This window comes from Bacillus sp. RB3, from assembly GCF_030164735.1.
In the GTDB taxonomy this organism is placed as follows: Bacteria; Bacillota; Bacilli; order Bacillales; family Bacillaceae_G; genus Bacillus_A; species Bacillus_A cereus.
The window spans coordinates 24,722-46,512 of sequence record NZ_JASNGE010000022.1 but is presented as its reverse complement, the minus strand read 5'-3'; the positions used below and the strand labels follow the sequence as shown (position 1 = coordinate 46,512).

The window sequence follows — 21,791 nt, the reverse complement described above, 5'->3', positions numbered from 1 at the left end:
TCCCCCTTACATGAAATATTTGTAATCAATATACATATTAGGGATTGAATTGGTCGTTGTCTATACTTGTTCGTATCTAATAAGTGGATATTTATTATTTAGTTCTCGTTCTGCTCCACAACTTTTACATTTATGAACATATTCAATATGTTTTTCAAACATTTTTATATTACTTGTTGATACCATTTCCCCTAGCTTACAAGAATCACATATATATTTTATACCAACTGGCTTAACCGCAAATTTTTGTTCCATTATTCAATTCCTCCTGACATAATAAAACCATACACTTTTTTATTCTTTACAAAAGCCCTATTTTATGCAAAATAAAAAAGCCTGCTTATACACGCTTGATTTGTAATAACTAAATTAAAAAGCTCATCGCAATATGAATTGTATTCCCACTCTGAACACCATTCACGAAAATCCCACCATCACTTTTAACTGTAACTTCACAAACTGTTGGTCCATTGCCATAAGCAAGTGCTGGGAAAGCAATATTTTGGACAGGGCGAAATCCAGCCGGAAGGGTTGCGAATACTGTCGTATTTGTCGGATTTCTAACTGATCCAATGACAGATATCTGCTCACCACTTTTTTTATATTTCATATTTCTATCAGCGACACTTTCCGCTCCAGTTATTGGAAGGTTAATCCACCCTGTATCAGTTGCTTGTTTAATTGTTCCATCAGTTCGAAATTCTACTCTTTTGGACCAATCCCAAGTATCCCCCTGTTCCTTTGTAGAAGGAGCAAAAATCAGCTCTCCTTGTGCCCCTTTGTGAATGACTGTCTTATAAGAACGACTACCTAATACAATTGCATTATCGCTCTTAAATTCAAGTAATCCATTTATGATGTCGCCAGCTTTTTTTAGAAGATTATCAGCAAAAACATTGAATACCCCAGTAGGTGATTTATCAAGCAACACTTTATTATTTTTCCAGTCTTTTAAATAGAATTGACCATCCGAGGCTCCTACAAGACCGATATCTAACAACTTATCCTCACTATTGAATCCAACTCCGATATTAGAACCGGGCGTTGGTCTCATTGTTAGATAACCTGTCATTATCCCGCCTGATCGCTTTACAACATCCATTTTATCAACCGCTTGCTGCAAAGCATCTATCTGTTTCTTGAGCTTATCGAACTCTGAAATATAGTTTTCGATTTTAATATTTCCTTCTTTCACATCACGTCTTAATGTAATCCGAATGTCTGGTGTACTCATTCGTTCTGTACTTTTTTCCATAACAAAATAAGCTGTCCAATCATCCGATGTGGAAACAGCTTGCGAGGACAATGTGTATGAAAATACGCCATTCTTTGCATCAACTATTTGGGCATCATCCCGAACGAACAGTCCGACTTGATTAATCGCTTCGTACTTCACTGCATACCCTGTTAAATCAACAAGTTGCCCCTTTTCTCTTACATTTACAGTAATCTTCAATCCGTTTTTATCATTTTGCCTCGAACGAATTGTTTTGGTAAACACAGGATCTGCTAAATCTATAATAATTTCCTCATTTCGCATGACTACACCTCTCTCTAACTATTCCTTTTCACGCGTCTAGGCGGTCTTCTTTGACGTTTTACTTTGTTCCTGTGTTTTATATTTCCTTTAGGCTTTATCGGCTCTAATTCTTCGATTCTAGCATCTGTTTTAGTTACATACTCCTGAAATGCTTTAACAGTCTGCGAAATCATCCCATATAAGCCAACACCATTTTCTTTTGATTCATCCGGAAGTACAACTCCATAATGCGTTGTAATATCGTTTGTTGTAAGGATTGGATCTCCTTCTTTACGTTTCATACGCATATCATATAACTCGGCTACTTCTGTCTTAAGGTTATACTGTTTAATTTCCCAGCCCATTACCTTCTCTAACGCATCAAATTTAATATCACGTATATTCGTTTTATATTTCTTTTTAGAAGATACTTTAAAATCTGCTGCTAAAACACCGTTGAAATAAGTTCCCCCAGCACTTTTCACTTGCACATAGGTATTTTCATAATTTCTGTTGTTCCGTAATAAAATGTTCTGAAATACGATGTCACTATCTCCACCAGGTGTCAACTTCAAATCAACAACTCGATCTCCATTTTGGCGGAAATTAAACCCTTCTTTTGCAGTGAAATAAGTACCACCTGTTCTACTTTCCAGAAAAAGATTATTTTGGCTTCTCAAAGAAGCATAGGATGCTTTTGACTCTAGTTCTAGGCTTTGATCCGCTCTTAGTTCTGCATGTCCATTTTGATTAAACGCAAGGCCCGCTGAAAAATAGACTCTGTTTGGATCACCATTTAGGTATCCATTTGATATTCCGATTCCTCCTGACTTGGGAGAACTTTCGAGTTGGTAAACTAACACTGCACCCTGCGTTGCTGTTATATCATTGTTGCCACCTAATACAATAGTGGGTTGCATGACATTACTTTGATTTATATAATAGCCCATGAAAATCCGAGTGATATACGATTCCATTAACCTAATAAACTGTTTGGAAATAGAGACATAGTTAGAATCATTGGCAGTTCTAAGAGTAGTTCCTGTTATTTCTCCGCCTCGAATCAAATTTCCATTCAATACTCCAGTTGTAATAAAATCCGCAACAATACGCCCATCTTTTGTCATTGCTATTTCATACGGACCATTTACCCCGTTTGATGAATACCCTAATCCGTTTATGTTCCACTGCCACACTTTTGAAGCTGTCATTTCATTTTTGGTATCCATAATTAAAATTCGGTCTGGATATACACGTACATTTCCACCAAATCCCGAATTGATTAATTTTGTGGCATTTTCTTTCGCTGCATCCAGTAAAGATCCTGGCATATTGGATAAATCTTGTTGGATTTGATCTACCTTACCAGCCGTATCTGTAAAAGATTCTTTAAAGTTTCCAATGGTTACATTGATATATTCCTTTTTAATCGGATCATATTTATACGCAATAACTTTTGCTTGAATATCAATACCATCTTCCTCATGTTTAACTGTAACAATATCGCCCATCCAGACACGCTGCAAAATTTTATATTCTTTATACTCCTCTGTTTGAGACAACTCTTGAAATTCAACCTTATATGTCGCTTTTGGTTGATCTACCATCTGAATATCAAACATAGCTTTAGCGGCTTGACGTAACCTGTTATACGCTTCTTCTACAGGTAATGCGTCTTCATCATTTGCATTTTTACCAATAGCTGCTTTTATATGATTAAATTCAATAACTCGTATTCTCGGATGTGGATACTTATGAATCAGTGGACTATCTACATATTTTTCTGGTAATAACAATCCGTCAAACCCTTGCGGCATAATTCTGGTAGTAGGGCTTTTCCAGTCCACACTTCCTTCATAACCTAACAAATCTTTTTTATGTCTTATTACTACTCCACGATTAGCTCCTCGGTTTTTCAGCATCTTAACATCGAAGTTGTCTCTTTTTAATTCCCCGCCCCATCGATTCACGAATGAGTTATCTTGGCTCGTATCCAACATTGCTTCCACTGGATTCTTTCGAACAATACGTGCGGTGGATATATTCGTTACGTCAGAATAAAAAGTAAACGGATGCTTATATTGACAACCTGATGATAACCTAGCCATAGCCCCAGTACCATTTGTAGGCTGTATAAATATATCTTCAATCAAGTTTTCCGTTAAATCATAAAAAATGTGATAACAAACCGCTTTGATTTCTCCCATGCTCACTTTAGGAGTCACCACGCGAAATAACTGATCCCCATCAGGAGTAGGAACTTTTATGATGCTCATTCCGTCAATCTTCGTTCCATATGGAGCAAATAAAGGATAATTAAAATTAAAAACAAATAAACCGTTGAGTTCTTCCTCAACAGTTGCACTATAAATATGTTTATCTAAAACACCAATTCCGTTATGCGTAAAATCTGTTTCATTTGGTTTATATAAAGTAACCATTATTTATATCTCCATCTTGGTTGAATTGAAATAAATTGAATAGCACCTGACCACTCTATTTTATTTTCTCCTATTTGGAATTCTGGAAAACCACCAATCATCTTATCATTCATTGATACTGTACCACTGTATGCCTCTAATAATTCTGAATCTATTACAACAGAACCATTTACATCTTTAATCTGAAAAGAAACATCATTAATGAAAATTCGAAATGTACCATTCCCTGCAACAAACAACATCGGAGTTGATTCCATTGTACCTGGATTATAAATAGATCCAGGAGTACTCAACATTATGTTTGCATCTTCTGTATACTCAAACGGATCAAGCGTAAAGTCGACTTCAAACTCACCATGTTCTTCAATTTCATTTGCAATATCACCTATTACAACATGTTTAATTTTTCGATACACATCATCATCTGTAAAATATAGTGTCTTGCCATTCATCAACCAAGCCTTCATGCGCCGAACTAATGGCTTAATATTCTCTTCTTCAAGCATATTGAACTTTATTTTTAAAGGGACGTCTTTAAACGCCCCTTTTTTTGTAAGTGAACCATGTCTACCCGGCACTTCAATATATTCTACTTCCTGTTCTGCTGTAGGAATAACTGGGCGTTCTATCATACATATTCCATAGTCACTTGCTAACTGATTATCGATACCTATGTCTAGCAATTTAAGTCCTCCCTATTCCTATTTTTACATTACGGCCACGCTCAGCAAACCAATCATTTGCTTTTTCAAACATGCGATCCACATCACGTTCATTATTAATTGTGTTATAAAAATTAATTTCTACAGGACCTCTATCAATTTGTTGAACAATCGGTTGAACTGCTCCTGTCGCTAATGCTGACAGATTAGAAGCGATGTTATCTTGTTTGTTTATCCCATATAAATTCAACTTTTTAAAAGTATCATCAACCATGTTTGAAATATTATTAAGTGCGGATTGTAACCCATTACTTTTGTTTGTCTTTTGGTTTGGAGCATTATAAAAGTCTCTAAAAATTTGCTCTCTGAAACCAGATATTTTTTTACCAATTTCTAGCCACTTATTCGAATTGTTAAATTCTTTTAGTATATCTTGAGCTGGGTCTCCCCCCTCTAATATGCTACGAATATACCGCGCAATAGGACTATCGTCTTCTACTCCATCAAGAGTGAACTGTTCTAATTCTTTCCCAACTGCTTTTAATGCATCTCTCATATCCATTGGTAAATGAGTAATCCAATCATTAAGATAATCTCCATCATATAAAATTGCTTCAAAATAACTCCGAAGAGGATTGTTATTCATCATGTCATTTACAGTGGAGCTATTGAAAGTGTTTAACGTAGTTTCTAATACCGTATACACTGAATTTGCTAAGTTTTTAGCTGCCGCAAGAACTGTTGAAATTGATTGTTCCATACCAACAGCAAGCCCCGCACCAACTTGTTTACCAACCTGATCCCTCATTTTTCGAGATGGACTATGGATGTCGAAGAAGGAAGTAAAACCATCAAGAATATCGTTACCTATAGACTTCACCTTACTTAACACTTTACCAGCCATGCTACCTAGACCATCTATCAATCCACTTATGATATCTTTACCTATCTTAAATAGATCGATTTTTCTTAATGTGTCAACGATTTTCGGTACAATATCTGTTACAATTGTCGAACCTAATTGCCCTACCATGCTGACAATCCCTTTTATTAAAGCCCAAATTAGTTGAACACCAGCTTCAAGGATTTTAGGTAGATTCTTAATTAACTCTCCTGCTAAAGTAACAATTAGCTTTAATGCGGCTGCAATTAATTCCGGTATCACCTTTACAATCCCAGCAATCAACATAAGCAAAATCTTTACGCCTGCTTCCAGTATCTTCGGCAAGTTCGCAATTAATGTAGATGCTATTTTGACAATTAAATCTAATGCTGCATTAATAAGCTGTGGTAACACTTGTACAATCCCATCAATAATGGCCATTAAAATCTTTACACCGGATTCAATTATTTTAGGTAAGTTTGTTAATAAAGTATCCGCCACTTTGGTTATAAGATTTATCGCTAAATCAATAAGTTGCGGTAGCATTTTAATGATTCCATCTATTAAGCTAGTTAAAACCTTAACACCAGCTTCAATAATCATAGGTAAATTCGCTGTAATGGCTTCAATTAAAGTTGTAATGACTGTAATAATCGCTAAAGCAATCATAGGTAAAGCTTGTGTGATTCCTGTAATTAATGAAACTAATAAATTTATTCCCATTTCAATTAGCTGGGGTAAAAATGACATAATTCCATTAATAATAGTTTGAATAATCGTTACAGCTATTTGGATTAACTGTGGAAGCATCTGCATAATTCCGTTTATTAAAGTTAGAATCAATTGAAGTCCTGTTTCTATCAGAGTAGGTAAGACTTGTACAATCCCAGAAATTAAAGTTTGAATGATTTGTATTCCCATTTGAACAATCATAGGGAGATAGGTAGCAATCATCTGCGAAATTGTATTTATAATCCCAACGATAGCTTCGAGCATAATTGGAGCCGCTACAACCAAACCATTTACAAGGTTTGAAATCATTTGTGATCCTGCTTCAAGAAATTGCGGTAATACCGTTGTTACGAAATTAGCTATATTGGTAAAAATATTTGTTATGGTTTCAATTATAATTCCGGAGTTTGCATTCAAATACTCTGCAATGGCTGGCAAATAACGAGATACAGAGATGAGAACACCAGGAAGCCCACCAATAATCGCTCCCGCTATAGTAGGGCCAATTGTCTTAAAAATTTCACCTAACTGACTAAAATCACCCGAAAAAACAGCTTTTACTGCATCAAAAAGATGAAGACAAGCTTCACGTATCTTGCTGACTGCCAACCCTATTATTTCAGCCGCATTTTGAAAACCTTTTGGTAAATGAGTAATCCAATCATTTAAATAATCCCCATCAACAGCCGTATAGAATAGATATTTACCCAGTGAAGATAATGCGTGTCCAAAGTTTTGAACGCTCTCAATTACACTCGTAATGCTATTTTTGAACCCTTCATTGGTTTGCCACAAATTCCGCATCCAAATGACCAATCCGGCAATAGCTGCGGATGCGGCTATTACTCCCCCAACTACCAATGCAACTGGACCAGCAACAGCCCCAATACTTACACCCAATATACCAGCTATACTGGATAAGGTGACAAATACTGGGGCTAACGCCATACATGCTCCAACAAGAATCCCGAGCGCGGTTACAATTGTTGTTATAGCTGCTGATAACGCTGGGTGTTCCGAAACGAAGCCCGCAAAAGCACTTATTACATCAGCAATGACTCCCAAAACAGGTTCAAGTGCCATTTTTAAGTCATTCATAGCTTTTTGAAACTTTACAGCTGGGCTGGCATCCATTTTCTTAATCATTTCATTTAGCTGTTCTTGATTCTTGTTTAAATCTATAACTTTATCTTGAGCGCCAATAAGTGTATTGGTGATATTCTGGCCTTGATCTTCATACATCGTTCCGAAAAGCTTAACACCAATCTCATTTCGCTTTGTTTCATCTTCAATACTAGCCAATGCTTTGGCAATATCTGTCATAGCTGCTGAACCTTCTTTACCGCCTTTAGCGACAGATTGCCCCCACTTTTCTAACTGATCAGCCGATATTTTAGTACCTTCAAGAGCTTCTTTCATAGACTTGTCGACACCTTGACCAAATTCAGCCGCTTTAACACGGCCTTCTTTTAATCCATCTAAGAGATTATCAATCATTTGTAGTCAACGTGATTCGCAACATCACGCCCGTTCTCTTATGAACTGCTATACGTCACCGCATAGATTAGACTATATCTTCAACTACTTGAGTTGCTCCCCGTTTCGAGTGTCGTTTGCTTACACCCTACGTCTCTCGACTAGTCGTTGCACGTTCCTTAATTAAAAGGCTTCGCTCAGTATTGTCTCATTTGAGAGTTCCACTGAATTAAAGGAGTTTTTCATTGTATGTCGCCATACAAGGGAACTATAATCTAATTCCAGGTACCTGTATCAACACCAGCCTCCATAATCGCTTGTACTTCTTCAGCATTGTAACCCGCTCGTGTTAGCTGCCCACCATATTCAGCAATAATGTCTAATTGCTCAGGAGGAAAGCCAATTTTCAACAGACGATTCGTTAGCCCTAAAGCCGTATCACTAGTTATCCCTAATTCATTACCAATTTCATTCGCTTCTTGAATTAACTCAGTAAAATCTATACCTGCATAAGCACTTGCAATGGCTCCTGCTCCTTTTACAATGGAAGCATTAGCTTTATCACTGACAGTTTGATTTAACGCCCATTGTCTACGTGTACCCTCCAGTGCTTCCTCTACATCAACACCATAGGCTTCTACACCACGAACCGCTTCTTCTACCGATTTTTTAGAGGATGCTGGAACTTCAAAAGAAACGTCAATTTTTGTTTTTAATTTAGAAGTATCAAGCGCTTGCTCAATAGCTCCTGAAATACCACCACCAGCCATTAATCCACCAAGAATATTTTCTAAACCGATATCTAATTCTTTAAAACTGTGCGATGCTCTTTCTGCTTCTCGTGAAATGTCTCTCAAGTCATTTCGAACTTGTTGTAATGAGTTTCCATCATCTATTGAACGAAGAGATCGCTGTAATTTCTCAATATCTGCTTCTGAACCTAATGCTTCACGGCCGATGATTTGGATCGCTTGTTCTAACTGCCTAGCTGTCGCTGTACCGTTTCGTATTGCGTTTGTAAGGTTATTTCCTAATGCATTTGCAAAATGATCTACACTCGTTTCAGTCGCATCAAAGAATGTCTTTAACTGTTTCGTTGCGTTTTCTTGTTCCTGCAAACTTCTATTTGTCGCACTTAATTGGTTCTGCAACTGCTGTTCTGCTGTCCGAGCTTGTATTAGCTGCGTTTCATATCTTTGGATTTCACTAGCATTTTCACCATACTGCTGTTTGGCTTGATCTAACTGTTTCTGATAGTTTTGTACTTTACTAGCTGCAACAGTATGTTGCTCTCCAAGATTATCTATTTTCAAACGTAATTTCTCTATTTCTGAAGCATTCTCACCAAGCGTCGCTTTTTGTAACTCGTATTGAGAATTCAACTTAGAAAGAGAAGATTGCAACTGCTCTTCCTGTCCTTTTAGCTCTTTTAGTTTTTGAGCCGCTTTAGCTGTTTCACTTGTTCTTTCCTGTTCAGCATCTCTCGCCTGCTTTAAGCTTTCAGAAGTTTGTTTAATACTATTCGCTAACTGTTGTTCTGTTATTTGTTGACTTCGTAATTTTGACTCTAGTTTTGCTACAACAGTTGAATTTTCTCCGTACAATTCTTTAGCACGTTGTAAATGTTCCGCCGTTGCTTGCGTCGCCCTTTGTGCAACTGCATACTGTTGGGAAAGGTTTTGAAGCTTTGCTTGTAGTTTTTCTGAATCAGTAGCATTTAACTTCATCTGCTCTTCTTGTAATTTCATTTCTTGACGAAGTTTTTTAGTTTCCTGATTCATGCCCTTCATAGCATCATTAAAATCTTTATTTTGCGCTTTAAATATAACTTCAACTTCCGAATTATTTCTTGCCATTATCTCACCTACCTTTACTTGGGATTGTTACGCCATGCTTCAAACGCTGTAATCCCTGCGTAAATACGCTCAACAGACGAAATTGGCTCATGCCAAAAAGTCTCTGGATCTATTCCAGAGACTAGACAATACAAGACGTATTTATCTTCCACACATTCAATTTTAATGTCTGGATTTTTTACTTTTTTTCACCGTTACCGCCGCTATTTGTACTTTTTTTCAGTGCTGTGGCAAATTGATTTGGATCTTGACTAATTACATCAACAACCAGCTTCGTATATAGTTCCATAGATTCTGCTAATGAATCATGATACTTCTGTAAGAAATCATTAAATGTTAACTTTTCTTTTGGGTTTGCGCCTTTAAACGCCATATAAATCACTTTATGAATACTTGTTTGATCGATTTGTTCTAAAGCTGATAAATCTTTATTATCCTCATTTCTTAATCCATCTAATGCTTGGAATTTCACGATATCAGCAATAATTGAACTAGTAATAAGCCCTTCTTCTTGGCCTTTTTTCAAAGCGTAATTGGTTAAAAACGCCGGATAGTTCTGTTTATTAATAAAACGTTTTTCATACTCACCTTCTACTTCTACAAATTCGACTTCTTTTAATGTTATTTTTTGTACTTTCATCTGCTATTTCCTCACTTTCATTTTCTTCTCATTTAAATCCAAAAGAAAAAGCCCTGTATGAAACTAGGGCTTTAAGCTGAAGTTGTTCCTTTAACAAGAGCTGAATTAAATTGTGTATGCCACTTTTGAGCGACTGTTGCATCTGCTAATTCATCCACAAACGCTTCATAATAGAATTTATTTAAATCATCTGGTAAAGCCGAGAATTCTAATTCCATCATTGCCAATTCTTCCTCACCATTTGCAATAGCAAATTTAAAACCAGTGGAGTTTGAGCAATTTGGAAACGCAATAAGTTTTACAACATCTTCAAACTCATCTACTACATCAGCCGTAAATACAAAATCATATCCCTTTGAATCACTACCGAACGCCCATACACCCGGCTTTAATCCAGTTGTATTAAAACCAAAATAATCTCTTGCTACTTTAACAGGAATATACGCTGAAACAGTAACTTTAAGTTCCGTGGTTTTCGCTTTCTTTTTCAACGTCACGCCACCACATACCTTTTTCATTTCCTTATTTTCTGGTTCCCCTTCAATTGATCCTACACATCCAAATTTTGTTCCTGGCTCTTGCGTTCCTTTCTTCTTAAATTGAATACTTGCATTCGCAATCGACACGGAATCAAATTCTTCAATTACTTTAACCATTTAAAATTCCTCCTCCAATACTTTATCTACACCTTTGTGTAGCTCTCCTAAAATTCTTGGCCTAGCGTTTACAATCCCACGCTCCGCAAATCGTTGTTCTAAGGGATTATGTGAACCCCTTCCTTGGTTCGGGAATACTAGATAACCAAACGATCCTTTTTTATTAGCTGCTCCACCACGGGCTAATATCCTAAAACCTAAATTCATCTTTTCGCTTTTGGACCAGTTGCTATCTTTGGCATGGGTCTTATTTCGAACACTCCATTTAGAACGAGATACTGGAATAAGCTTTGTAATCTCTTCTATTGCAATTCGTATACCGTCAGTGTGGAGGATGGTATTGATTGTAGGTTCCATCTTATTTGGTAATAACCGCATTTTTTCTTCAAGCTTTTCTATCGCTTCATAATCAAGCTCAAATGCACTCAATTGGAATCACCCTCTTAAACGTAAAAACAACACGATCAATAAAACGATCTGTATCTTTCACTTGAAGGCGATCGCTTTTAGAAACTACAAAAGATACCATTTTCACCTTGCCAACCCACGAAATAATATCAATGACCTGCTCATCTAAATTCGATTGATTTTCCGATAAATAACTAACATATATGCTTTGAGAAATTGTACGATCATTAGAAGACGGTTGAAACTCACCATATTCCAAAATAAAACAGTTGTATCCCTCTTCTGTTAATTGCGATTCCTCATCTTCTGCTAGTTCATCCTCAACAACTAAAAGCTTAAATCCGTCTTCAAGAGCTTTTTTAATGCCTCTTCTCTGCTCCTTCATAAGCTTTTTAGATTTTTCATTCACGAGATTTCACCGCCTGCTGCAAATAAAAGAAAAGGTATTGTTTGTTAGAATCATGATCCGCTTTAATCACGTCATATTCGATTCCATCCATTAATACCTTAAGTTTATTTTTATTTATCTTTCTAAAGGAAGGTGGATACAGTGTTTTAACTTTTAAATCTAATCCCGTTGTTAAAACGCCCACCATTTTGTAATCACTGTCCCGTAAAGACATCACTTTATAGGCAAGCTTTCCTTCTTCACGAAACTTCTCACCTATTCTTTTTCCCTCTTCTGAACGCTCTGTTTTTTTATATCCATATTGTAGAAATCCGTCATTTAAGGTTTCTCTATACGATTTTAGAACCATTGATTACACCAACTTTTCCTAAAGCCACATCTAAAATAAGCCTGGATAATTCATTTTTATAATTCTTTTCAAATTCATCACCTGCATTGTTATAAACATACCGACACCGTTCTAACAGCAAGTCTTTCGGTATTAGCTCTTTTGAAAAATCAAAAGACGCATTTGTTAACCTTGACAAATACGCCTCTCCTTTTTCTAAAAGTTTTATTAAACTAGCATCCTCTTCATTCCAGGTGATTTTAAGAACATCTTTTAGTTCATTCAAAAGCTCATCCATTCGCATCACCTTCTAAAAAAGTGATTAGTTCAGCCTTTGTTGCATTAGACTTGTATTCAATACCACTTTGATCTAATAAAGACTGAATCTCTACCTTCGTTAATGCTGAATAATTCCTCTCTTCAACAGGAGAGGATGGATTAGGGCGTTGTAGTGCCTTCTTTCGCTTCTAGCGCTGTAATATCAAATACAGTGAACGAATCAGGATCTAACGGACGACCATTTGCAAGTTGACGAACGAGATATAAACGTTGATCTTCAATTAAACGGATTGTATCGTCTGACTCTAAACGTTGTTCTGAAGCAACTCCCATAAAGTAATCTTTCGGTTTACCAGAGATCATTGTATTTAATGGGACGGCTGGCGACTGGACCATCGTTAAACCTGGCACTCCAAAATTATCATATGTCCAAGTACCATCATCTTTACGTTTTGCACCAATCGGGAAAAATTTTGTTGCATAATCCAAAGGATTCACAATAAGCGTTACCCCTGTATAGCGTTTCGTTCCTCCTTTAGTAGTAGGAGCTAAGATTTTTTTACCGATTGTTACAGGAGTAAAGTCTTCTAAAACAACTTTCTTTTTATCTGGATAAATACCATCTGTTACTGATCCTTTTAAATCTTTGATCATACCAATTGGTTGTTTTTTCCCTGTCCCCATAACAATAACTTTTTCTAATTCTTCTGCTACAACTTCTTTCATAAATGTACGAACATACTTATCTAACCATTCAGGACCTAGTTCAAACATTGCTTTACATACAACTAAAAATCCACTAAGTTTGTACATTCCTTCTTCAATTGTTTCAAAACCTTCATCAATCATTTCTCTTATCGAGTCACATACATCGCCCCAGAACGCTGTCGTGGTGCCCTCTTTTCTAACAACCCATTGCGTCTTTGCGCCTACGGTTTGGAAATTAACAAGAGAAAGTAACGGATGTTCCTTTTCTAAATCTTCAAAAACTCGTTCAAAAACAGTTGGCGGCATCAATTGATGTGTTTCGCTAAATGATCTAACTTCAATTGCTGCATTATAAAATTTCTTTTCTTCATTTGTTAAGACACGTACACCGCGAGAGGCCAACACTTGAGCATCCCAATTTTCATTTTTTGCTTGTTGTGCTTCATTAATTACATCGTTCATCATATCTTGAAAATGTTGCATGTTGTTTTCCATATTTGCGACAATTCGTGCCGCTACCGCTTGTGCATCACCTGTTTCAAGCGCCTCTTTTACATTATTAATTTGTTGATCTTTATTTTCGATTATCGGACGATCTAAATTTTTAATAGTCATCTTATTCCCTCCTGTTTTTAAGACAATAAAAAAAGCACTGCTTTACGCGCGCTTAAATTTGTTAAGTATATTTTCATTTGAACCTGCTGCTACTGGTTCATTCTGTTGGTTATTTTTATTTCGGAATTTCTGAAGTACATTATTTTTAAATTCCTCTGGATCTACCTCATCGTCATCTTCTACATGTTCATTTACTTTATGAGCCAATCCAATCTCTACTGCCTCATTGGCGGTAAACCATGTTTCATTCGCAATCATTGTCTCAATTTCTGAACGTTCCCCTTGATAACGGGTCATATAAATATCCGCAAGCGATTTATCAATTCCCTCAAGAGCATTCAATGTCTTGCGAATATCTAATTTTGTTCCCCAAGTCCATGTAGAGGCTTCATGAATCATTAACATAGAACCTGTATTCATAATTAGTTCGTCTGCTGCCATTGCAATAATAGATGCGGCACTTGCGGCCAGTCCATCTACGTTAATGATAATTTTTGCCGGGTGGTTTTTTAGTTGGTTATAAATTGCAATCCCATCGAATACATCCCCACCAGGACTATTCAAATTGATATTAATAATATTTGCTGAAGTAGCTTTTAATGTTCTCTCAATATCAACTGCGGATGTAGAATCACTCCACCATGATTCACCAATATCACCATAAATCGTTATGTCCAGTGAATCAGCTTTCGCTTCTGCCTTATAGGTATGTTGGACATTAGCTAGATGGTTATATTTTTCATTCTTGTAACGTTTCATCCTTTTCACCTCCTTCCAGTGAATCCGCTTCTTGATAGTTTTTTGTTACATGTCTTCTGTTTGCCCATTCTTCATCAATAGGCTCTTTTCCAAGCATCATTATGACATCATTAATTGTTAGACCACCAATCGCAAATAATTTATCCATTGCGGTTGATAATTTCGTAATATCAACAATCTTAATTTTTGTTGTATCAATCTTTAAATATGTTCTTTTTAAATACTCTTCTTTTTTGTACATCTTTCGATTAAATTCATCTTGTATCAATTCAGCAATCGGATTAATACAAAATGCTAAAAATGAATCCATTTGCTTTTCAATATCAGCCACATCACCTTTTAAAATGCCGATAGGTACATGAAAAGCTGTTGCTACATAGCCAAATATGTCACTGACTAAATCACTAATATCACGGCTTGTGCTATTGTTTGCGACGCCGTTTTTACTATCGCTCATATCTTCAAAAACATAACCATCTTGTAATTGAAAAGCGGAGCCTACTTTATCAGCATTGAACCAGTTCTTTAACTGACTTTCAAACATTTCATCGATCGCTGCTTGTGTTCCTGGATCTTGCGCTCTTAAAAAATCTCCTTTAATTAACAAGCGCTTATTATTTTTTCTTTTATAATAGTCAATAGAAGATGCGAGTAACTTCCCAAAACTGTTATACATGCCATCGATAACTTCCATGATATTACGATCATTTAGCTTAAAATGAAACACTTCAGATTCATTAAATGATTTATCAAAAGTGAAATTACCAATGGTTATGTCATTATATATATTTTCTTTTAATGCAAACTTAGTAATATTAAAAGACTCAGCTATATATAATTGTTCATTTTGCATAATCACTACACATTCATTTTCCATAATTAAATGATTAACTAAGCTATGCATAAATTCTGATGCGTTTTGATTTTGATTAGGTTGCACATTGAGTAAATAATGATTTTCACCACGTTTTTCTTTCCCTTTTTCAAACGTTTGAAATTCACACCTTGTTAGAGCATTAGCTATTAAATCAATACAGCTTTCCACTGCTAATTTTTTATAGTAATAATCCACACTTAATTCATAAAGACATTCCTTTAAAGTGAAAGTGTTATTACTTCCAAGAAAACCACTTATCCATTCTCTTAATCCCACATTCTCACCACCTTTTATACACTAAATGATTTGAATATCTTTCTAACATTTTCTTTTGTTAAAGCACTTGATTCTTTTAACTCACTATCGCAATTAAGCGCATGTAAAAAAGCGAAAAAACCATCTGTTTTTCGCTTCTCTTTATCAACCTTTTTATATTCAATATTGCCATTCATCTTTTCTTCTTTATAAACATTACCCACATACCAACGCATAAGTGGATCATCACCAAATACAATTGCATGTTTAATAAATACCTCTTCCACGAGTGGAGCAAGCTTACTATGCGTCGCTGGACCACGACGAACAATTTCAATTTCAAAGCCAGCCTCTTCAAGCGATTCTTTTAAAATAGCTGAACGATATAAATCCATACTGACTTTTTTTATACGGTATTCTTTATTCATCATTACGAACCAATCTCGTACATGTTCCGCACTAATTGATTTGTCATAAACAACAGTAAGTAATTCCTTTTCAATTGCAATTCGAATGATATCTGGATTAATATCTTGCAACTTAGGCGCTGTATGATGCATAAACGTATGCTGCTTCCAATATCGTTTCCCATCTTTTTTAAATAAGATTCCAACTGAACAGAAATCACGAATTTGTGCGAAATCAACCGCTCCAATACATTCTATCCCTTGGACATTTTCAGGGAATGGTTGATTTGTTGCTAATCGTTCATCATAAGTAGCAACCTCTTTCCTTGTATCTTCGACAGGTAAATTCATTCTTTTTGTCATGAACTCAATTCGCAATGCACTGTTTCGTTTCATATCGTGATATTCTTTACGCATTTTATGCTGTAAATTTTCGTTATACCTATATGAAGGATTAGCTTTTTCCCACATAGACTCATCATGAACTTCTTGTTCATTATCAAGTTTGCATATAAAAGGAAATAGTGTGGAGTCTGGTAATTCTTTATTTAATACCATTTGAGCTTCTTCTTTCATATCATCTAGCACTCCACCACGGACATTTCCATCGGTTGTAATATAAAAAATCCTTGGGTCTTTCTTTTTACCTAAACCAGATGTAAAAACTTTAATATTGGAATAATCTTCATACTCATGTAACTCATCAAATATAACAGCTCCACTTCTCTTACCATCTTTTGTACGAGCATTTGATGTGTTAAATTCAAACTTTGATTTTGTTTTTAAATGTTTTATAAGTATTTTTGATTTGTAAAAAACCTTTTTTAACTTCCTCGCGAATTTTGGTGCTTCTAAAATATCGTAAACATCTTGAAATGATGTCTTAGCTTGATCTTCAGATGTTGCTACAATGTCTATATCATAATTTTTAATTCCATGGTGTCCACTCATCATATAAAAGCTGTCATAACTTATATATCCGTTTTTACCTGCACCACGTCCAAGTAATAGCAAATACCTATCAAACATAAGACGACCATCTGCATAACGTACACCGTAAAAAAATGCATTACAAAATCTTTGCCAAGCAAATAGGGAAAAGGGAAAATAGGGGGCTGGCTTCTCCACCGATTTTTCAATAGCTTCCGCATCAATTACCACATCCGGTTGATCTAACTTCCAACGAAGGAATTTCATGAGAAGCTTTTGTTCTTCACAACTTTGGATTTCTCCATTCTCAACCATGCGCATATATTCATCAATGTATGGATGATATTGATATGTAGAAGGATATCTAGATGTCATCGTCTTCAGTTCCTTCTTCAATTACTGGTTCCTTCAAACCAAGCATCTTTAATAATTCTGTCATACGTTTATTCGTTTCACGAAATTCTTTTGTTGCTGGATTCGCCTTAGTCCCTTTTTGACTCTCACTATTTTGCCATTCAATCATCGGGCCTTTCTTTTTTATTTCTCTTGCCAGCTTATTTTTCACATCAACCATAGTCATGTAATCATCGACAAGATCAACGTAATGCATACCATACAAATTATTCACTTCCAATTGCTGTAATAAATCTTGTTTTATTTGTGCTTTTTTTGATAGTTTTCGCACAAGTACCCCCCCTCTAACTTTTTAATTTGCAAATATGTTTTAACCGCTCTCCTCCCCCCGTTGAATGGTCCTCCTACTAAAAGCCAAACTTTTTGACCGGGGGGTGTTTAAGAGACTAATTCAAAGTAAGTTTCAATAAATTCCAAAATAAAAAAGACTTCTTCACTAGAAATCTTTAGAATGTCCGTCGTAAATATTAAATTCTCTTCTTCTTGTAATCTTTCTCTAACATCAGTAAGTTTAAGTCTCTTACACTTCCTTGGATTCACACAGTCTCTTATCTGGCAATAACGCCAGTAAGAATACTTTCGGAACTGATTAAGCATGTCGCGTTCATATGATGTACGCTCGCCCTTCTCAGCGTATTGAATCATTAAGTCAGTATCGAATGACCAACTACCATCCACAATAATCATAGCTACCACCGTTCCTCATTCATGAACTTAGGTACCTTCTTTTCGACTTTATCCAATCGATCATGTACTTCATTGTGACATCGAATGCATAAGCATTGTAGGTTATCTAAATCCATTGCTAAGTGTGGATGTGTCTTAACCTCTTTAAGATGATGCACATTCTCAGCAGGCTTATATTTACCTTTCGACTTACAGATTTGACATTCGTAATTATCACGCTGTAGAGCCTTGAGCCTTAGTACTCTCCACTCTTTAGACTTATAGAACTTCATAAGCTTACCTTCTCTTATGAGCTTAATATAGTCCATTGTTAACACACCGTCCTTGCTCTAATACATTTAGGCTTACGATCCATAATCTGTGACTTCATCACTTTATGTTTAACATATCCGTATACTTGTTTAGGTGTTGTTGGTTCATAGTCATAATCTAGGCATTGTGTAAAAGCTCTAGCCATTTCCATTATTGATTCCCAATTATCTCGAATCCAATTGCTGATTACTTTATAAGCTTCATATAACTTATAGAACTCTTTTAATCGAGACTCAACGTCATCTCTCATTGCCTCACCCCTTATCTTTCACTAGCAGATTATCCAACAACTTATTGATTACACTTGTTATAGCTTCTTCTTTATCTTCAAGCATTGCGTTTTCTTGTAGCTCATCTAACACTTGAATTACATCTGGTAACCTTTCTAATCCTACATACTGTTTTATTTTCTTCTTACTACGAAGAGCGCGAAAGATTATTCCAATGACCATTGCTTTTTCAAGCTTATTTAATTCCATCCTCTCACCCCTTGTCTCTATATAATGCAACACGTTTGCGCCTTTCTTTACCTAGATAACTTCAAGAACTCTCTCATGCCTTCTACAACTTCTTTATCGTTTTCAACAAGCTTACCTTAAACATAGATATCTCCATTACTTTTCAGAGATACCATTTCTTGTTCACCAACTCTCAAGATGATACTGTCCTGTGAAGTATCTCTTGCCAACTTATTCAAATTTCCATTATGCAACGTTAGATTCATCTCTTCACCTCCTCAAAAATAAAAAGCACTCCCGAAGGAATGCTCTCATACCAATTTACTATAAAATAATTTTCATAGGCATTTTAGGAGTACTTAAATTTTCATAAAACTTTATTAAGTCATTTCTACTTAATGCTTTAGCCATATTATTTTTAAATATATCAACGTCAGTGTATGGTGCTACACTAATGTAATCCATTCCCTCATCACGCGCATACTCCTGAAGTTTTCTAATATAAAAAGTAGCTATTCCTTTGTTTCTCAATGAATCATCAATAACATATAATAATTGTAAAGTGATTGATTTCTCATTCGTTCTCCTTAGTTCCATTGCTCGAGGAGACATTCTATGAAAGTCGATAGAAACCAAAGGTTTATTATTTATTTTATTATAAAGACAAAACTTCACATTTCCCTCATCACAAAAATAACTTTGTTCATGTTTATTAACAATTCTTTGACCATTAAATTGATACTCAATATCGCCTTCTTGTTCTTTAAGAGCCTGTGGCAAGCCCCACCCTCTAATTAATGCTTCCATATTTTCATTAATATCTCGAATCAAAATATCGCTCCTTTGCTACTCAATAAAAGCACTCCATAAGGAATGCTTTCAATAACTCACTATGAACTTATAATCCTAACTTTTCTCCAAATGTTTCACGTAAATAACTTGCCAAAAGCTCCGTCGTAAATTTCTCATTTCGACCTACAGCAAACAATTCTTCATCTTGCACAACAATTGTATCAAGGGAACTAAATTCACCATCAACAATTTTCTCGATGCTGATTGTATTGTTTTCCGTGTTAACTTCTGTTCGGAATTCGACATTATCTATTACTATTTGAGAACTATGCATTCCAATATGGAATTTATAGTTTTGATTCTGGACTGTTCCAATGCCCTTTCTTATTGGAACTAGATAATCTGAAATCATTTTATTATGTTGATCTTTAATAATCTTTTCATCCAAGTCTTCTCCTAAATATTGTTTTGCTCGTTCTGCAAATTTATTTTGAAAACTCATGCTTTCAACATCCCTTCTACAATTATACTGGAATTATAAACCAGTATAATTATAGCATATGCAGAACGTACATCCCTATAAAAATATTAATACTAGAGAACTATACACCATTTGCCCTTTTGCCAAATATTTTATGTAATTACAGAAATACGGTAATTGAAGTTTCATCCTTCTTCCAGTCACCTAATGATGTTGCACTGGCCCGATCTAACATTATTAAGTAACTGGAAGAAGAGCAAAAGCTCTCCTTAATAACAGTATCACTCAATCAGTCCCATGTGCTGGTTTCGGATTTTATGTGCCGTCATTATGAAACCGTTTAAACAACATATATTATAAAGAAATTTTATGAGTTGTGTTTTCCGCCACTTCTCACAATACAAATATAACATGTTAAAAACCAAAACGTGTCCGTAAATAGTTCGCGAATAGTTCGCACTACTAATTTATAATTTTCCTCTAATGTCTAATTCTTCTCGATCTAATATATGATCAATACCTAATACTTTAGCAAGAGCTACACATAGAAGATTAATTTCATTTACAAATTCTTGAGCCTTAGCAAAGGAATTTGTCCCAACTTTATCATCACCCTCATGTATATAATTATTCCTAGCTGTAATAGCTTGCTTAATTTTATCTAAATCAACAGCCTTCTCAATACTTGTAAACTCTTCACCACTTAGAACCATCTTTAATAATATCAATAAATTTGATAATCCTAATGTGGTCAGTATTTTTTTTCGTTCAGTTTTTTCTATATCCTCCATCCTATTTTCAAATAAAACATACAAAAATCTTTCTAATTGCGTTACTGCTTGTACAATTCCAGATAAATATTCCCCAGCATAAACGCTTCTAACTGCATTAACCCCCAAACTAGCGTAGCGAACATTTTCATCAGCACTCATAAGGATTTTTTTCATTCGATTCTTTTCCTGATCAGAAGGTGAAACAAACCCTTTAAACAAAGCAACTTCAAATAGATGTTTAAAATCTACTTGATTAAAAGTCTCGTTACTTTCATTAAGTTGATGAAACTGCAAAGTATGGATATCTACAGGTGATATTTTTAAAACTTGTCTATGTTTTGTAATAGCACCATATACATCTAGAAAATAGTTATATACAAGACACATTTTTTCAACTGCTTTATATAACTTTTCCGTGTCAATCTTCTCATTCTTATCAAACAAGTCAATATACCTATCAAGTTTAATTTCCATTTCTGAATAACCAGTTATTCCAAACCGGTCACCAGTACTAACAAACACATTCTTCTCCAAATCTTCTTCTTTTGTATCATTAAATCCAAAAAACTTTTGATTATGTTTCAAGGTATATGGCGTCTTGTTTATAACTTTTATCGTATGTTTCTTATTTTTGTTTTCAGGTAGACATACTTCAAATTCTTCACCCGGATTTAAATGTATGAGATACGGAACATAAAAAATGAAAACACTTCGAATCTTACTTCTTTCTTTAGTTTCAAAATTTCTTGAATTTGAAACTTCATACATTGGTCGCTTTTTATCCAATTCAATCCACTCCTTTATAATATTATTATATTCAACAAGATTAATTGATAATCCTTTTTTCAGAATACTACATCTTTGAAACAACTTATTTCCTAACCTAATTGGGATAGTTTTTTTGATTATAAACACATATTTTTATACTTTTGATTCAATTATCCCTCAAACTGAATTCACTATAATCTAGATTGTGTTGAGTTAACCTATCCTGTTTTTTCCTAGAGCTATCAAGCTTTCTAGCATTTCATCAA

Annotated in this window: 24 protein-coding genes and 2 pseudogenes; all 26 read right to left on the bottom strand. The window is 35.2% G+C overall.

Translation table 11 applies throughout. The annotated features are described in order from the left end of the window. Nucleotides 1-60 precede the first annotated feature (60 nt). Nucleotides 61-255 (bottom strand): hypothetical protein, encoded by a 195-nt coding sequence (locus QO049_RS22455; RefSeq protein ID WP_284489498.1) that lies wholly within the window; start codon nt 253-255, stop codon nt 61-63. 109 nt (nt 256-364) lie between these two features. Continuing rightward, nucleotides 365-1,540: a BppU family phage baseplate upper protein gene (locus tag QO049_RS22450; protein WP_284489497.1), complete on the bottom strand. Its 1,176-nt coding sequence runs from the start codon at nt 1,538-1,540 to the stop codon at nt 365-367. Nucleotides 1,541-1,554: 14 nt separating this feature from the next. Continuing rightward, nucleotides 1,555-3,960, bottom strand: a complete 2,406-nt coding sequence (locus QO049_RS22445) for a phage tail spike protein (protein ID WP_284489496.1) — start codon at nt 3,958-3,960, stop codon at nt 1,555-1,557. Continuing rightward, entirely contained in the window at nt 3,960-4,643 is a 684-nt protein-coding gene (locus tag QO049_RS22440; RefSeq protein WP_284489495.1) for a distal tail protein Dit, read from the bottom strand. Before QO049_RS22440 ends, QO049_RS22445 begins: the two co-directional genes overlap by 1 nt. Nucleotide 4,644: 1 nt before the next feature. Next, entirely contained in the window at nt 4,645-7,479 is a 2,835-nt protein-coding gene (locus tag QO049_RS22435) for a phage tail family protein (protein ID WP_284489506.1), read from the bottom strand. A gap of 509 nt (nt 7,480-7,988) precedes the next feature. Continuing rightward, entirely contained in the window at nt 7,989-9,569 is a 1,581-nt protein-coding gene (locus QO049_RS22430; RefSeq protein WP_284489494.1) for a coiled-coil domain-containing protein, read from the bottom strand. Nucleotides 9,570-9,747: 178 nt separating this feature from the next. Further along, nucleotides 9,748-10,209, bottom strand: coding sequence for a hypothetical protein (locus QO049_RS22425; RefSeq protein WP_284489493.1), 462 nt, complete (start codon nt 10,207-10,209; stop codon nt 9,748-9,750). 71 nt (nt 10,210-10,280) lie between these two features. After that, a complete protein-coding gene (locus tag QO049_RS22420; protein WP_086391599.1) occupies nt 10,281-10,865 on the bottom strand; it encodes a phage tail protein in 585 nt (194 codons plus the stop codon). After that, nucleotides 10,866-11,294, bottom strand: a complete 429-nt coding sequence (locus QO049_RS22415) for a hypothetical protein (RefSeq protein ID WP_284489492.1) — start codon at nt 11,292-11,294, stop codon at nt 10,866-10,868. Next, nucleotides 11,281-11,682 carry a hypothetical protein gene (locus QO049_RS22410; RefSeq protein WP_284489491.1) on the bottom strand — a complete coding sequence of 134 codons (402 nt, stop codon included), beginning with the start codon at nt 11,680-11,682 and terminating at the stop codon, nt 11,281-11,283. The genes QO049_RS22415 and QO049_RS22410 overlap by 14 nt, the downstream gene beginning before the upstream one ends. Then, nucleotides 11,675-12,031 carry a phage head closure protein gene (locus tag QO049_RS22405; protein ID WP_000243384.1) on the bottom strand — a complete coding sequence of 119 codons (357 nt, stop codon included), beginning with the start codon at nt 12,029-12,031 and terminating at the stop codon, nt 11,675-11,677. Before QO049_RS22405 ends, QO049_RS22410 begins: the two co-directional genes overlap by 8 nt. Then, nucleotides 12,012-12,308, bottom strand: a complete 297-nt coding sequence (locus QO049_RS22400; protein WP_284489490.1) for a hypothetical protein — start codon at nt 12,306-12,308, stop codon at nt 12,012-12,014. The genes QO049_RS22405 and QO049_RS22400 overlap by 20 nt, the downstream gene beginning before the upstream one ends. Next, nucleotides 12,301-12,411, bottom strand: a pseudogene (locus tag QO049_RS30775) (hypothetical protein); the annotation flags it as partial. The gene QO049_RS22400 and the pseudogene QO049_RS30775, both read right to left, overlap by 8 nt. A gap of 37 nt (nt 12,412-12,448) precedes the next feature. Continuing rightward, nucleotides 12,449-13,612, bottom strand: coding sequence for a phage major capsid protein (locus QO049_RS22395; RefSeq protein WP_284489489.1), 1,164 nt, complete (start codon nt 13,610-13,612; stop codon nt 12,449-12,451). Nucleotides 13,613-13,654: 42 nt separating this feature from the next. After that, nucleotides 13,655-14,371 (bottom strand): head maturation protease, ClpP-related, encoded by a 717-nt coding sequence (locus tag QO049_RS22390; RefSeq protein ID WP_284489488.1) that lies wholly within the window; start codon nt 14,369-14,371, stop codon nt 13,655-13,657. Beyond that, a complete protein-coding gene (locus tag QO049_RS22385; protein ID WP_284489487.1) occupies nt 14,352-15,524 on the bottom strand; it encodes a phage portal protein in 1,173 nt (390 codons plus the stop codon). Before QO049_RS22385 ends, QO049_RS22390 begins: the two co-directional genes overlap by 20 nt. A 14-nt stretch (nt 15,525-15,538) precedes the next feature. Further along, on the bottom strand, nt 15,539-17,215 hold the full coding sequence (locus tag QO049_RS22380; protein ID WP_284489486.1) for a terminase TerL endonuclease subunit: 1,677 nt from the start codon (nt 17,213-17,215) through the stop codon (nt 15,539-15,541). After that, on the bottom strand, nt 17,205-17,525 hold the full coding sequence (locus QO049_RS22375) for a P27 family phage terminase small subunit (protein ID WP_284489485.1): 321 nt from the start codon (nt 17,523-17,525) through the stop codon (nt 17,205-17,207). The genes QO049_RS22380 and QO049_RS22375 overlap by 11 nt, the downstream gene beginning before the upstream one ends. 107 nt (nt 17,526-17,632) lie before the next feature. Next, on the bottom strand, nt 17,633-17,941 hold the full coding sequence (locus QO049_RS22370; RefSeq protein ID WP_105434266.1) for a hypothetical protein: 309 nt from the start codon (nt 17,939-17,941) through the stop codon (nt 17,633-17,635). 2 nt (nt 17,942-17,943) lie between these two features. Further along, nucleotides 17,944-18,213, bottom strand: coding sequence for an HNH endonuclease (locus QO049_RS22365; RefSeq protein WP_284489484.1), 270 nt, complete (start codon nt 18,211-18,213; stop codon nt 17,944-17,946). A gap of 38 nt (nt 18,214-18,251) precedes the next feature. Continuing rightward, entirely contained in the window at nt 18,252-18,503 is a 252-nt protein-coding gene (locus QO049_RS22360; RefSeq protein WP_105434265.1) for a hypothetical protein, read from the bottom strand. A 4-nt stretch (nt 18,504-18,507) separates the two neighbouring features. Continuing rightward, a complete protein-coding gene (locus tag QO049_RS22355; RefSeq protein WP_105434264.1) occupies nt 18,508-18,732 on the bottom strand; it encodes a hypothetical protein in 225 nt (74 codons plus the stop codon). A gap of 47 nt (nt 18,733-18,779) precedes the next feature. Next, nucleotides 18,780-18,977 (bottom strand): annotated as a pseudogene (locus QO049_RS22350) (hypothetical protein). 58 nt (nt 18,978-19,035) lie between these two features. Further along, nucleotides 19,036-19,542: a GNAT family protein gene (locus QO049_RS22345; protein WP_284489483.1), complete on the bottom strand. Its 507-nt coding sequence runs from the start codon at nt 19,540-19,542 to the stop codon at nt 19,036-19,038. A gap of 67 nt (nt 19,543-19,609) precedes the next feature. Next, a complete protein-coding gene (locus QO049_RS22340; protein WP_105434262.1) occupies nt 19,610-20,005 on the bottom strand; it encodes a DUF3942 family protein in 396 nt (131 codons plus the stop codon). A gap of 446 nt (nt 20,006-20,451) precedes the next feature. Then, a complete protein-coding gene (locus tag QO049_RS22335) occupies nt 20,452-21,543 on the bottom strand; it encodes a hypothetical protein (protein ID WP_284489482.1) in 1,092 nt (363 codons plus the stop codon). Nucleotides 21,544-21,791: the final 248 nt, after the last annotated feature.